Below are 13,179 nucleotides of genomic sequence, written 5' to 3' on the forward strand. Positions count from 1 at the left end.
AAGAGCTCTGTATACAGAGCTCTTTCAAAACTTTAAGCACCCGAAATGCCGTTCGCCTATATTTTGACACCTAGCCTTAGCTAGGTGGGTGTTCTGCCGAAAGCTTCAACCTTCCCCCGCCGTTGCATTCGCTTAGTACCGAATGGCGGAATTAACCTGGGGCCTGATATCAGCTTTCAAACGCCAAACTCCCTTATGTCCGATGTAGGTTCAAAATAATAGGTTTATCCGAGCATTTCAGGATTATTTCGTTTGCACCCTTATTATACACCAGTTAAAATCATTAAACAAGGATTCTAATGGCACATTAAAATCCTTTAAACAAAATCTATATCAACAGTCTTTAAAATACTCCATAAATCAAAACATGTTTCATGTATTGTATACATGCCATGTATTGTATACATACCTTTTCTTGGCTGCATTTTAAATAATTAAGGAAAAAAATGCCGCCTTAAGCATGAAATCTCTCATATTTATTCTTTGTGAACGCAGGTATAACCTTATACATTTCTCTTATGTACAGCTTGTTTAATGCTCCTTCTCGTATAACAAGGCCGGCATATTCAAAAGGAAATTTTATACAATAGCTGCACCCTCCTCTGGATATCTGGCACGGGGTTGAAATCACTTCAAATACATAACCCTTCCTTTCCAATATTCTGCACAGGCTGAAAGCATAATTCCCTGAGTCAAGCATCCCCAAACAATACATAAACACACTCCCTCAAAATATCATGTATTTTATATCAATAAATAAAGAATTATTAATCAATATATAATACTGAAGCTGCATTTACATTGTTACCCCTATTTTATGTTCCCGGGCATAGTAAAAAAGATACTGCTGTGCAAAGCCTGCCAGTTGTCCGAAATAGTCATGGGCAAAAGCCTGAATTTCCTTAAAGCTTGCTTCTCTTTTAAAATAAAGCTCCTCCATTACCCTCTTGACCCATACATCGGTGGGAAAAACATCATATCTGGTGCCGCTGTACAATAGGGTACAGTCGGCAACCTTGTTCCCCACTCCCGCAAGCCTTGTAAGCTCGCTTCTTGCTGAATCGGCATCCATTTTGCCCAAAGAATATATATCTACTTCTTTATTTTTCACCATTACAGAGGATTTAACTATATATTTGCACCTGAAGCCCGCACCGTAAGCCTCAAGCTGCTCAGCCCGGCAGGAGGAAAGCGTTTCTGTGGCAGGAAATTTATAATAGCTCTTGCCCCGGTATTCTATCTCCTCTCCATATGCCTGTGATATACGCTCCACAGTCCGCATAATTCTTGGAATCCGGTTGTTTGCCGATATTATAAACGATATAAGGGTTTCCCATATGTCCTGCTTCAAAAGCCTTATACCATGCCCGAATTCTATAGCCGTTTTCATTATGTCGTCCTTTGCCAAAGCGGCCTTTATTGCTCCGTAGTCCCTCCCGAGATCAAGGTAATCAAACCAAATATTTTTAAAATCCTCCATGCAGGTGTTGGAAATTATAAGCCGTCCATCACAAAAGCTTATATTTGCAGCCCTTCCTCTGACTACACCGGTGTAGCTCCCATCCGTTTCCCTTATCCATCTGAAGCACTGTCCACACTCAAATATATGAGTGCAGTTAAAATCCCCGACATTCTCCGCAATTACTTTTCCGTCCTCCTGATAAATCTCATATCCCCTGTAATCCAACAGCTTTCATCCTTTCATAAATTTAAGCTTTAAATTTTCCGCCATATATATATTCCCACCTTTTTCTGTTATAATTTAATAAAACGCATATTTATAAAAATATTATTATTTTATAGAGGGAGCTTATGAGAGAAAAAATTTATACCATACCTGTAACCGACGCATTCAAAGAAGAGTGTGAATGCCCGGTGTGCATACTTGAAAAAAAGCTTGAGGATGAATATATCGAATATATTCTGGGGCCTTCTCTTATGGAACCCGACGGAAGGGCCGAGACTAATAAAAACGGCTTTTGCAGGCACCATATACAAATGCTTTACAGCATTCAATCCACAAGACATGCTCTGGCTCTTATACTTGACACTCACCTGTCGGAGCAAAACTCAAAGCTCAAAAAAATGTATCTGGACAAATCAGATGCCCTTAAAAGGGATTCGGAAATCTCAATGGTAAAAAATATATCGAACAAAATTTCATCAAAGCAGACTGAAACCGACAAGTTCCTTGACAGCCTTATTAAAGAGCTGACTACTCTTGAGAATAGCTGTGCCGTGTGCAATAAGCTAAACTACACAATGGACAGATATATGGATATTGTGTTGTACTTATGGTTTAAGGAGGACGATTTCAGAGCCCTTTTCAACTCTAAAAAGGGGTTTTGCCTCAGGCATTTTCGTCTTTTGGCCGAAAGCACAAAAAAATACTTAGGCTCAAAGGATGCCGCAATATTTCTGGAAAACCTGCTGAAGCTCCAATTAGAAAATATGGAGCGTATCCAGCAGGAGGTAAACTGGTTTACTAAAAAATTTGATTACAGGAATAATGATGCTCCTTGGGGAAATTCCAGAGATGCCGTGCCTAGAAGCATAGAAAAAATCGTAGGCCATTGCAACCTTAAATAGTCTTAAGTGGGGTGGCAGCTTAAAAGGGTAAAAAAGCCGCTTCCTTAAGCCTTTCACCCTCTAAAAATACAGCCTGTTTAAAACTACCTAAAGTACTATCTGGGAATCTTCTATTTCGTCGTCTGCGCCATAGCGATTATGGCGCTTGTTTGTTGCAACGCTTTCCTTTTCCACATAATCACTCAGCACCTTTTTGAGGTTTAAGACATCACTCATTTCAAAATATCCCGACTTGCCCCGTACAAATTTTACCGCCTTTACAGCTCCCGCGGCAAATGCCTTTCGGGAAAACGACTCATGGCTTATTTCTATTTTATCCTCCTCGCCTACAATCATAACCTCATGCTTTCCTATAACCCCTCCTGCACGAACCGAGCTTATAGGAACATTTATGGCATTTTCCTTCCTTCCCGAAGACTTCAGACCCTTTTCAATTTCTCTTGCTATTTTAATGGCTGTGCCTGAAGGAGAATCCTTTTTGTTCTTGTGATGAATTTCAGTTATCTGAAAATCGTAATTATTTAAAAGATTAGATGCCAGGTTGGTAAGGAGCATAAGCACATTCACCCCTAAGGTTATATTGGGGGCATATACTATTCCGTTCCTGTATTTTCGGGTAAGCACAAACAGCTTTTTTAATGCTATTTTAGAAAACCCTGTGGTACCTATAACTATATTGACTCTCATTTTAGAAAAAATTACGGCATTTCTGAGCGCAGCCTCGGGGCTTGAAAAATCCACAACCACATCCGGCTTGGTTTTAAAAACAACCTGCTCTATATCCTTTGCGCTGTTAACTATTATTCCTGTCTTTGACTTTCCTATAACCTCACCCAGGTCCTTTCCCTTTTTTGCGCTGGAGGCACTGCAGATCGCGCCTACAAGCTTTATACCATCCTCTTCAAATAAAGCTCCGGCAATCTCCTTGCCTGTTTTGCCCAGACCCGCTATACATACTCTTATCATAATTATCTCCTCCATTTCATAACAAATTCAAAGCCTGTCACTTTTATTGTATATTCAGCCATTAATGGCATATATAGTCACTGGAAAGGGGAAAATAAAACCACAGAGAAGTCTCTGTGGTTCTTTACTCTTTAGAAATGCGTACCTTTTAAAAGCACATCCTAATAAAGCACATCAATCACCTTCTCTTCCAACGCTTACGAGATTAGCTGACGGATTCGGGTCGAAAGATAACCCTAAACTGTTTATCAGATACTCTAAAAAAACAATTATTCACCCCAAGTATTGCCGGCACATTGTCCGTGTCCGGCCTTTATAATTCCGTACAAAGAATTATATATGGTTCTCCCGCTCTTAACTTAAGATTAAGCGCTATAAAATAATTAGACTATATTAAATTATATGATATATTACCAGTAATATATATTAAAAAATATTTTTTACATTAAATTAATTAAAGGGTTAATATTCCAAAATGCAGACGCATAGGTATACTGGAACTTTCATAATATAACTTTACCAAAAAGCTTTTCCTTTGTCAATAAATACACTTCATAATATTATTTTTATCTTTTATTTAAAACATAAAAATTATACCATAATACGCCAGCAGCATTAAAACGCCCATGGGAACACCCATTGCAGCCCAGTCGCGGCTTTTTATCTTAAGCTTTCCTGCAGAAATTATATTTGGTATATTTCCAGGAATCATCATTCCGCCGCTTATCAAAAGCCCCATAAGTATTGCCTTTATTTGCTGCAAATTCATGGCAGGGCTTAATTCGGCAGCCGCAATGGTTGCGTTATCCAATACGGATGATGTCATATTTATCCAGTACAGAATCCTCCCGTCGAGATGAATTATGTAATTGTTTATAAGCGGCTTAAAACCTGCGCCAAGCAATTCCAATGCTATTACAAAAATAAATATTTTAAATGCCCGGATAAAAATAACCTTAAGCTCTTCCTTCTCCTCTACCTGCTCTATGCAGTTGCTTTCTCCCGATGCCGCCACCTCTGCGGTTTCTCCAAGCCTGCATTTTTTATCCATATAATCAATATAAAATGCTCCAAAGATTCCTACAATTATAATACCAGGTATTATGAATATTCCTATTTCCCGTAAAAGATAAAAGAAATCAACCTTCATGACAGAAACAACAATGGTTGAAAGGGGTTCCCCTATCGGTGTCAAGGCCGCTCCTAAGCCTATTGAAAAGCACGCTATTATAGCAAAGGCTGTCTTATTCTTTTTGTTAAGAGGTAATGCATGTATAATCTCAACAAGTATTAATGACGCTACAATAGCGGTAATAACACTTGAGATCAATCCTAAAAATACAATAATAATAAAAATAAATACTTTCAGGGGAATCCTCTTCGTTACCGTCTCAACCCCAATTCTTATTTTGTCCACCGAAAGCCTGAAAAGAAGTCCCGCTATAAGAACCGCCGCCGTTATTATATACAACAGGTGATTTTCTAAAATATGCAATATCAGCTCACTTGACATTGTGCCTGATATTATTGCGGCTGCAATTCCCATAAAAAACAGAAAATACTCAAGATTATGCTCAACAAATCTGAATAAAAAAGGAAGAAATAAAATAAACCCCAAAACCACTACCAACCCGATAATCATATGTCTCTCTCCTATACTTATATAATAATACAAAAACAAAAAGGCCGAAAGCGCCTCTTGGGGGGCTTTCCGCCATGGAAATCTTTTTCCCTAAAGATAAAAACGTCTCACCTTCCCTCATATACCGTTAATCGACAAAAGATCAGCCATTGACCCTAATAAATTATACTATGAACTCTAAAATATAACAATGCCCATTTTATTTTTCTTTTATTTTTGTAAATTTTTAGTGTTTTTTGTACAAGAAAATTTTTCCACAGAAGCTATCTGTATAAGCAGAGTACAAATCAAATGCGATTTTTATCGGCCTCTTTATGGCGGTAACAGAAAAGCAATGCAGGGAATACTATGTAAGTATATTTAAACGGGTAAAGTATAAGGAGGATTATTTTTATGCCGGACAGAGGTTTTTTGGGAGGCTTGCAAAACGCGTTCGATAATGATGAGGTGCTGTGGTTTATTATTTTATTCCTGCTTTTATTCTTCAGTTGGAAGGGCGGCGGCTTCTTGGGAATCAGCAAATAGGCGGCCTGATACCTTCTCTGTAAAAATTACAGCTTGAAGGGAGGGAGTATTGATGCCGGATAACGCAAGAGGCTGGGGAAGTGTATTGATTTGGATAATCATAATATTCCTGGCGGTACTTATTTTTTGTCCCGCATTTTTCTTAGGGGCATGGTGAAATCGGAGCAAACATAAAATTACGGCTTTAAATTTAATAAAAGGGGCTGCTTTTATAATGATAAATAACATAAAAGCAGTCCCCTTTTGCCTATATATTTAGCAATAAAGATTTTACATGGAGGATATAATTTGATGAAAGAAATTTTTTTGACCCGTAAGGAATACATCTAAGAAAAGCGCCTGATGACATACCCGTGAGACATTTCCCCGCAAGGCGTCTTTTCGTTGTAGTTAAAAATTTCTGTAAGCAATTATATCCTCTATGTTTGTAAAATCTTTATTGCATCCTATATAAGTCCCATATTTTCAAAAACTCATTTATGCCAAAAGGCTCTAACCCTGCCTGTCACAAGCCGCTCCGTATCTTTACTCGCCATAATCCTCCTCGACCATATGCTTTTTGGCTTCCTCAATAACCTTATTGCTTACAAGAGGCGGCGCTTCCTCATATCTTTCAAACCACAGCTTGAAATATCCCCTGCCTTGAGTCATTGATCTCAAGTCATTTGCATACTTGGCCATTTCCGATTGAGGAACCTCGGCGACAACCTGCTGGATATTTCCCTGATGAGGATTCATTCCAAGTATTCTTCCTCTTTTTTTGTTAAGATCCCCTATTATGTCTCCCATATAGCTGTCGGGAACGTATACCTCTACATGGGCTATAGGCTCAAGCAGAACGGGTGAGGCAAGCGGAATGCCCTTTTTATATGCAAGCCTTGCCGCTACTTTAAAAGCCATTTCCGATGAGTCAACATCATGATAGGAGCCGTCAACAAGTGTAGCCTTAAGGTTTACAACAGGAAAGCCCGCAAGAACACCTCGCGTTATAGCCTCCTTAAGGCCCTTCTCAACAGCGGGATGATACTGTCTTGGAACCGATCCCCCAAATATTTTCTCCTGAAACGTAAGATCTTCACTTTCCCCGGGCTCAAATTCCATCCATACATGTCCGTATTGTCCATGTCCCCCTGACTGCTTTTTATGCTTTCCCTCAACCTTTACCTTCTTTTTTATCGTCTCCCTGTATGGCACCTTGGGAACAGTCAAATTGACTGAAACACCGAATTTGGCCTTCAGCTTGCTTACTATAACATCAAGGTGCTGCTCTCCCACACCTGAAATCAGCGTTTGATGTGTTTCAGAATTTATGGAGACCTTAAAGGTTGGGTCTTCATCCTGAAGCTTATGCAGCCCCGAGCTTATCTTCTCTTCATCTCCCTTTGCCTTGGGCTCAACTGCCATGGATATGGCGGGCTCCGGAAAAACTATCTTATCCAGCACTATTTGATTTGACTGGCTGCAAAGAGTATCGTTTGTATTGGTGGACTGAAGCTTGGATACGCCTCCTATATCACCTGCACAAAGCTTACCCACAGGTATTTGCTTCTTGCCCCTCATTATAAACAGCGAGCCTACCCTTTCACTTTTCTGAGACGATGCATTGAATACTGAAGAGTCTGATTTCAGAGTTCCCGAGTAGACACGAAATAAGGATATTTTACCCACAAAAGGGTCTGCAACGGTTTTAAACACAAGAGCAGAAAACGGAGCGTCAAAAGAGGTGCTCATCTTGGCCCTGTCTCCGCCGGCAGGATTTTCACCCTCAACGGCAGGCTTATCTGCGGGAGAGGGCATATATTGTATTATGGCCTCCATCAAAGGCTGAATTCCGAGGTTGCTCAAAGCTGAGCCGCAAAAGACCGGCACCACAGACCCATCGGCTATTCCAGCCCTCAGGGCCCTTAATATTTCCTCCTGCGTAAACTCCTCCCCTGAAAAAAACTTTTCCATAAGCTGCTCATCCGTCTCAGCTATTATTTCATTCAGAGAATCCTTAAGTTCGGTAATTCTATCATTTAAAGCAACAGGGATAGCCGTATCAACCAGCGTATCCCCATTAAACCTTTTTGCTTTCATATTGATAACATCGACAATGCCGACAAATTTACCGCCCTCGACAATAGGCATATCAAATGCCACCATACCTTTCCCGAAGGTATCTGTAAGCTGCCCGTACACCTTAAAAAAATCAGAGTTCTGTTCATCCATTTTATTTATGAATATCATCTTGGGGATTCTTTGCTCCAGCGTATAGGACCAAGCTTTTTCGGTTCCGACGGCAACTCCGCTTTTGCCCGAAACAAGTATTAAAGCCGAGTCGGCCACCCTGATGCCCTGCTTGACCTCTCCCACAAAATCAAAATATCCGGGAGTATCAATTATATTAATCTTATGATCCTTCCATTCACAGGCTGCTATAGCAGTGCTTACAGAAGTCTTTCTTCGGATCTCCTCAGGGTCATAATCTGTAGTAGCGGTCCCATCCACCACTCTTCCCAATCTGTCCAAAACACCTGTGTTGAATAGCATGGCTTCTGCAGAGGTGGTTTTGCCTGAACCCCCATGCCCCAGCAAGCATATGTCGCGTATTTTTTCCACGGCATATTCCTTCATAAAAATTCCCCCTTAAATTTAATTAGATTGCCAAACGCTGCTCACTTTATAATCACAATCCCTCAAAATGAGGCATATCATATATAAGCTTCACAAACCGCTTACCAAAGCATACTGTCCTTTCGGTATAGCATTCCTTATAAAAAGTATTGGGGTATTTAAAAAATCATAAAAATTAAGCTTAGACATGGAAGCATATATAAAGAATCGCTTTAACCGATTCCTCATATATTAATATTATTCTATTTTTTTTGAGATTTTCCTCTTTCCTTAATAAATTTTTAATAATTTTTTAATAATGAGCGTAAATTTTTTCTATAGCACCCGGCACAAAAGCCATTGCCCTGTCATATGTATTAAATAAGCTTAACGAGCGCCGAGGGTTTTTATATACCTTCCAATATTTGCTGCACATAAGGCTTTTCTCTCCCTTATGCTGTATAAAGCCCTTTATATCCTCAACTGGAATGCCAAGGAACACTCCTATTTCATGAGGGCACAGGTGTTCAAATCTTTGCTTAAGCTGCATAAGGCACTCATCCAAGTCCATTCCCTCACCATAGCCCATGTCGTATAAAAATCTTCTGCACTCCTTTTTATTTATATATCTTAGAAGAGTTCTCCTTCTATAAAAAAGCACCCGTATGCTTTTTCCCGTATGCTTTTTCCCGTATCCTTAATTTCAATAAATTCCAGCCTTAGCTTTTTACAGATTTCCAGCTTGTATACGCTCCACAAATCATAAGGATTTTTGTGACCCTTTGTAAAGGTTACAAGCGATGCCGGCTTGCCTCCCCAGATAGTGGGTGCCGCCCTATAAGCGATAAGAGAGAACAGATGCTCCTTTTCACTTAAAGCATGCAATATATTTATAAAATGAAGTGCTTCCGATTTTCCACAGCTCATAAATGCCCCTCCCAGAAAATACATTTTATAATGAGGCAAGCTTACTTCCCAGCTCTCTGCACTGTGCAAGCCCATCCTCATCGGGGGTGTTCTGAATAGTCAGACCTTCCGCCGCAAGCCTTACACCAAGCTTTCCCATTCTATCATCCCAGTCCCTCATCCATTGACCGTCTCCCCAATCGTATGATCCGAAAAGCACCATGGGCTTACCCTTTAAATCCTCGCCTTCAAGAGACTCCACAAACGGCTCCATCTGCTCCTCCTCCAGAACCTCACAGCCCATTGAAGGACACCCCAGTGCAATGGCGTCGGATTTTACAACATCCTCCTTTACAGCATCCTGAACCTCCACAACATTAACGGAATTTCCTCCCTCTTTCGCGCCCTCGGCAACTGCCATAGCCATTTTTTGAGTATTTCCTGTTCCACTCCAGTATACGATAGTTATATTTTTCATAAAAATACGCCTCCTATTATTTTATTTATGTGATTTTACGCACTTACTGTGACCATATTCTTTTGCATTTGCTCAAGTACGGCATTAAGCGATGCACCGCTGCTATTATGACACCTCATCAAGGGAATATTTTTTCTTTTGGCTTCCTTCACAGCAATTCTTATCATCTTATGCGACACGGTAGAGGTGAACAATACAATGCCGTCCGGCGTCCCTATCACCTTGTCAAATCTCGCCGGCATATTGGTATATACCTTCAAATGATGTCCATGCCGGGAACAAATTCCTTTATATTCATCGTGCATCCTTTCGTGTCCTCCTACAAGTACAATACTCATATAATATCTCCTTTCTTAAAATAAGCGTTTTTGATTTTGATAATCATTATCATGATACAGTTAAATTTTTTTGCCCTGTCAGGGCTTATTATGGCAATGGCAATTTCCGCTGTCCCCGGAAGAGCTGCATCCGCTACAGCATACACTTTTGCCTTTTCTCAGCTTTAAAACGGCTCTTACGGCAATATATATGGTTAAGCCAAAAACTACTATACCTATTATCCAGTTAATCATAACAAGCAGCCTCCTTTTTTAAAAGCGGGGGGCATTCCTATGAAAGCAAGCACAGGAATACCCCTTCCATCCTATTGTAATCCCATCAGCCGGCCTACCTGGAATATGAGGAATGCAACCACCCAGGCTATTCCGGTCTGAAGTCCTACCGTGAACACAGTCCACTTCCAAGAGTTCATTTCTCTTTTTATTGTGGCAAACGCAGCCATACAAGGCATATACAGCAGTGTAAAGGCCATAAACGCATAAGCGGTAAGGGGAGTAAACACTCCTTGAATGACAGCGGCCAGAGCAGTGGTATCCTCGGCTATCTCACCGACTCCATGCAGTATTCCCATGGTACTTACCACAGCTTCCTTTGCTATAAACCCGGTGATAAGCGCAACAGCCGATTTCCAGTCTCCAAAGCCTAGCGGGGCAAATATAGGAGCGATAACTCCTCCTATGGCGCCGAGAACACTCTCTGCCGGATCCTCAACCATCTGAAACGAGAAGTTGAAGCTCTGAAGCACCCATATAACCACAGCCGCCGCAAAGATAATTGTACCGGCCTTTTTAATAAAGCCCTTTCCCCTGTCCCACATGTGTATAAGCAAGCCCTTAATTGTAGGAATACGGTAAGGCGGAAGCTCCATAACAAACGGCGCCGCCTCTCCCTTCAGCACTGTCTTTTTAAGTATTATTCCAGTAATAACGGCAATGACAATACCCAGCAGGTATAGCGAAAATATTATTAAATCCTGATTTTTAGCAAAGAAGGCACCGACAAACAGCAGATAAATAGGAAGCCTTGCGCCGCACGACATAAACGGCGTCAATATGATTGTCAGCCTGCGGTCCTTTTCATTTTCCAGAGTCCTAGCTCCCATAATGGCAGGCACGCTGCAGCCGAATCCCATCAGCATAGGTATAAATGACTTTCCGGTAAGTCCCAGCTTTCTTAAAAGCCTATCCATGACGAACGCGGCTCGTGCCATGTATCCGCTGTCCTCAAGTATTGAGAGGAAAAAGAACAGTATCATAATCTGAGGGACGAACACAAGCATACTGCCGACACCGCCTATAACGCCTCCCACAATAAGCCCGTTCAACCACTCCGCAGCCCCCGCCGCCTCAAGCCAGCCCGACACCGCATCAGAAACAGTACCGTTTATAAGCCCGTCAACCCAATCTATTGTAAATGATCCTATCTCTCCGAACGTAACCTTAAAAACAAGGTACATCAATGCCAGAAACAGAGGAATTGCCAATATCCTGTTTGTAACAACCTTATCAATTTTATCGGATATGGTAAGGCTGCCGCTCCCGGACTTTTTCTTTACCGCCTTGCCGACTATGCCGGATATCATTTTATACCTGCCGTCGGCAATCACCGTCTCGACATCATTGTCATAATGGCTCTCTATTTGCTTGCGGCAAGCCTCAATATCCTTTAAAAACGCCGCAGGAACCTCCATTTTCTCAAGTACCTTTTCGTCGCCCTCCAAAAGCTTTATGGCTGTCCATCTGGCATTGCCTGTCTTTTTGCCCAGAGAAGGAACAATATTAGTCTCTATATTGCCTATATATTTTTCAACCTCCTGATCATAAATCTGAGCCTGAGGCTTTGCCGTACCCGAAGCAGCAGCATAGGCCACCTGAATGGCCTTATCCACAAGCTCCGTTACTCCGCGCCCTTTACTGGCTGAGGTTGGCACCACAGGAATTCCAATACCCTTTTCCAGAGCCCCCGTATCAATTTTATCCCCTCTGGCCTCCACCGCATCCATCATATTCAGTGCGGCAACCACGGGAATTCCCAATTCGATAAGCTGCGTGGTAAGGTAAAGGTTTCTTTCAATATTGGTGGCATCTATAATATTTATTACTACATCAGGCTTTTCATCCAGTATATAATCTCTTGCAATAATCTCCTCCAGAGAATAAGGCGATAGGGAGTATATTCCGGGCAGGTCGATAATTTTTACATCCTCCTGAACCCTTCTGGCCTTTCCTTCTTTCTTTTCAATTGTAACCCCCGGCCAGTTTCCCACATACTGGGTGCTGCCAGTTATTTCATTAAACAAAGTGGTTTTCCCGCAATTAGGATTTCCCACCAGTGCAAACCTCAAAGACATCTTGAAACCCCTTTCGTTCTTCATTTGAAACTGATAATCATTATCATATAATGCTCCAAAAAAATGCTGCCCCTTATTTAGCAATCAATACTATTCCACAAATATGTTTTCCGCCTCAGCTTTTCTGAACGTAAGCTCATACCCTCTGACATTCACCTCTATAGGATCTCCTAAGGGTGCCACCTTTCTTACAAAGACCTCGGCCCCTTTTGTAACGCCCATATCCATAAGCCTTCTTTTTACTGCGCCCTCACCGGCAACCTTTGTGACAACCGCCTTATCTCCCGGCTTTAACTCCCTCAAAGTCCTTTGCAAAATACTCGCCTCCTATAAAATTCAAGCCTGCACTAAAAGCTGCTGAGCAACTCCTCTATTTAATGCCAATCTCGAGCCCTTTACAGACACAATCAGACTGCCGCCCATTTCAGATACAACCGATATGGATGTTCCGGGCACTATTCCCAGTGATTCAAGAAATTTCTTTGTCGTCTCTCTTGCCCTGCATCCGTTTATAATAGCCTCCTTGCCGGGGGCCAACATAGTCAACGGCATTCCTCATCACTCCTTTTTTACAAATCATACCAAAACGATATTGATAATTAGTATCAAAATTAATAATTCCAATTAATATTTTACCAGCATTGCTTCTCATAGTCAATGAAAAAACTTAATTTTTGTAGAAAAAATAACAAACCCTCAGTTGACAAAGTAAATGCAACCTTGGCGAATAAAGCTAGCTGCATTATGTCTTACAAAGTGGCAAAGTGTATTTAGTATTACAAATAATAA

15 protein-coding genes, 1 other RNA gene and 1 riboswitch are annotated in these 13,179 nt (G+C 41.1%); of the genes, 2 read left to right on the forward strand and 14 right to left on the reverse strand.

All coding sequences use genetic code 11. The features are described from left to right. Window positions 1-33: 33 nt before the first annotated feature. The 3 genes from ssrS to DFR58_RS05335 all read right to left on the reverse strand — a co-directional run bounded on the left by ssrS (window position 34) and on the right by DFR58_RS05335 (window position 1,687). A non-coding RNA gene (gene ssrS / locus DFR58_RS05325) (6S RNA) lies at window positions 34-247 on the reverse strand. Window positions 248-454: 207 nt separating this feature from the next. Further along, window positions 455-700 (reverse strand): putative Se/S carrier protein, encoded by a 246-nt coding sequence (locus tag DFR58_RS05330; RefSeq protein ID WP_242987405.1) that lies wholly within the window; start codon window positions 698-700, stop codon window positions 455-457. A 96-nt stretch (window positions 701-796) separates the two neighbouring features. Continuing rightward, window positions 797-1,687 (reverse strand): DNA-3-methyladenine glycosylase family protein, encoded by an 891-nt coding sequence (locus DFR58_RS05335; protein WP_114296772.1) that lies wholly within the window; start codon window positions 1,685-1,687, stop codon window positions 797-799. 125 nt (window positions 1,688-1,812) lie between these two features. Here DFR58_RS05335 and DFR58_RS05340 point away from each other — a divergent pair, with 125 nt between their 5' ends. Continuing rightward, complete coding sequence (locus DFR58_RS05340; protein WP_114296773.1) at window positions 1,813-2,589, forward strand: DUF6062 family protein; 777 nt, start codon at window positions 1,813-1,815, stop codon at window positions 2,587-2,589. Window positions 2,590-2,676: 87 nt separating this feature from the next. Here the strand turns inward: DFR58_RS05340 and dapB are convergent, their stop codons facing one another. Continuing rightward, window positions 2,677-3,555 (reverse strand): 4-hydroxy-tetrahydrodipicolinate reductase, encoded by an 879-nt coding sequence (dapB, locus tag DFR58_RS05345; RefSeq protein WP_114296774.1) that lies wholly within the window; start codon window positions 3,553-3,555, stop codon window positions 2,677-2,679. 178 nt (window positions 3,556-3,733) lie between these two features. Next, window positions 3,734-3,937, reverse strand: a riboswitch (cyclic di-AMP (ydaO/yuaA leader). 195 nt (window positions 3,938-4,132) lie between these two features. Continuing rightward, entirely contained in the window at window positions 4,133-5,197 is a 1,065-nt protein-coding gene (locus DFR58_RS05350) for a DUF1646 family protein (protein ID WP_114296775.1), read from the reverse strand. Between the two features lie 393 nt (window positions 5,198-5,590). Between DFR58_RS05350 and DFR58_RS22465 the strand changes: the two genes are divergently transcribed. Further along, complete coding sequence (locus DFR58_RS22465) at window positions 5,591-5,722, forward strand: hypothetical protein (protein WP_278278798.1); 132 nt, start codon at window positions 5,591-5,593, stop codon at window positions 5,720-5,722. Between the two features lie 525 nt (window positions 5,723-6,247). Here the strand turns inward: DFR58_RS22465 and fusA are convergent. The 9 genes from fusA to DFR58_RS05390 all read right to left on the reverse strand — a co-directional run bounded on the left by fusA (window position 6,248) and on the right by DFR58_RS05390 (window position 12,942). After that, the gene (fusA, locus tag DFR58_RS05355) at window positions 6,248-8,338 is read right to left on the reverse strand and encodes an elongation factor G (RefSeq protein ID WP_114296776.1); all 2,091 of its coding nucleotides are present in this window, start codon (window positions 8,336-8,338) and stop codon (window positions 6,248-6,250) included. A gap of 292 nt (window positions 8,339-8,630) precedes the next feature. Continuing rightward, the gene (locus tag DFR58_RS22350) at window positions 8,631-8,978 is read right to left on the reverse strand and encodes a DUF3793 family protein (RefSeq protein ID WP_242987400.1); all 348 of its coding nucleotides are present in this window, start codon (window positions 8,976-8,978) and stop codon (window positions 8,631-8,633) included. Next, on the reverse strand, window positions 8,948-9,244 hold the full coding sequence (locus DFR58_RS22355) for a hypothetical protein (RefSeq protein ID WP_242987401.1): 297 nt from the start codon (window positions 9,242-9,244) through the stop codon (window positions 8,948-8,950). Before DFR58_RS22355 ends, DFR58_RS22350 begins: the two co-directional genes overlap by 31 nt. Window positions 9,245-9,269: 25 nt before the next feature. After that, a complete protein-coding gene (locus DFR58_RS05365) occupies window positions 9,270-9,701 on the reverse strand; it encodes a flavodoxin (RefSeq protein WP_114296777.1) in 432 nt (143 codons plus the stop codon). Window positions 9,702-9,736: 35 nt separating this feature from the next. Then, on the reverse strand, window positions 9,737-10,039 hold the full coding sequence (locus DFR58_RS05370) for a DUF2325 domain-containing protein (protein ID WP_114296778.1): 303 nt from the start codon (window positions 10,037-10,039) through the stop codon (window positions 9,737-9,739). Between the two features lie 78 nt (window positions 10,040-10,117). Continuing rightward, on the reverse strand, window positions 10,118-10,273 hold the full coding sequence (locus tag DFR58_RS05375; protein ID WP_114296779.1) for a FeoB-associated Cys-rich membrane protein: 156 nt from the start codon (window positions 10,271-10,273) through the stop codon (window positions 10,118-10,120). Window positions 10,274-10,344: 71 nt separating this feature from the next. Beyond that, entirely contained in the window at window positions 10,345-12,414 is a 2,070-nt protein-coding gene (gene feoB / locus DFR58_RS05380; RefSeq protein WP_242987402.1) for a ferrous iron transport protein B, read from the reverse strand. Window positions 12,415-12,480: 66 nt separating this feature from the next. Continuing rightward, entirely contained in the window at window positions 12,481-12,705 is a 225-nt protein-coding gene (locus tag DFR58_RS05385; protein WP_114296781.1) for a FeoA family protein, read from the reverse strand. Between the two features lie 21 nt (window positions 12,706-12,726). After that, complete coding sequence (locus DFR58_RS05390) at window positions 12,727-12,942, reverse strand: FeoA family protein (RefSeq protein WP_114296782.1); 216 nt, start codon at window positions 12,940-12,942, stop codon at window positions 12,727-12,729. Window positions 12,943-13,179: the final 237 nt, after the last annotated feature.

The organism is Anaerobacterium chartisolvens (assembly GCF_003337415.1).
GTDB lineage: Bacteria > Bacillota > Clostridia > Acetivibrionales > DSM-27016 > Anaerobacterium > Anaerobacterium chartisolvens.

Excerpts from the sequence above, each read along its gene's own strand:
- DFR58_RS05330 (WP_242987405.1), bottom strand. The coding sequence starts at position 700 with ATGCTTGACTCAGGGAATTATGCTTTCAGCCTGTGCAGAATATTGGAA.
- DFR58_RS05340 (WP_114296773.1), top strand. The coding sequence starts at position 1,813 with ATGAGAGAAAAAATTTATACCATACCTGTAACCGACGCATTCAAAGAA.
- dapB (WP_114296774.1), bottom strand. The coding sequence starts at position 3,555 with ATGATAAGAGTATGTATAGCGGGTCTGGGCAAAACAGGCAAGGAGATT.
- DFR58_RS05350 (WP_114296775.1), bottom strand. The coding sequence starts at position 5,197 with ATGATTATCGGGTTGGTAGTGGTTTTGGGGTTTATTTTATTTCTTCCT.
- DFR58_RS22465 (WP_278278798.1), top strand. The coding sequence starts at position 5,591 with ATGCCGGACAGAGGTTTTTTGGGAGGCTTGCAAAACGCGTTCGATAAT.
- fusA (WP_114296776.1), bottom strand. The coding sequence starts at position 8,338 with ATGAAGGAATATGCCGTGGAAAAAATACGCGACATATGCTTGCTGGGG.
- DFR58_RS22355 (WP_242987401.1), bottom strand. The coding sequence starts at position 9,244 with ATGAGCTGTGGAAAATCGGAAGCACTTCATTTTATAAATATATTGCAT.
- DFR58_RS05365 (WP_114296777.1), bottom strand. The coding sequence starts at position 9,701 with ATGAAAAATATAACTATCGTATACTGGAGTGGAACAGGAAATACTCAA.
- DFR58_RS05370 (WP_114296778.1), bottom strand. The coding sequence starts at position 10,039 with ATGAGTATTGTACTTGTAGGAGGACACGAAAGGATGCACGATGAATAT.
- DFR58_RS05375 (WP_114296779.1), bottom strand. The coding sequence starts at position 10,273 with ATGATTAACTGGATAATAGGTATAGTAGTTTTTGGCTTAACCATATAT.
- feoB (WP_242987402.1), bottom strand. The coding sequence starts at position 12,414 with ATGAAGAACGAAAGGGGTTTCAAGATGTCTTTGAGGTTTGCACTGGTG.
- DFR58_RS05390 (WP_114296782.1), bottom strand. The coding sequence starts at position 12,942 with ATGCCGTTGACTATGTTGGCCCCCGGCAAGGAGGCTATTATAAACGGA.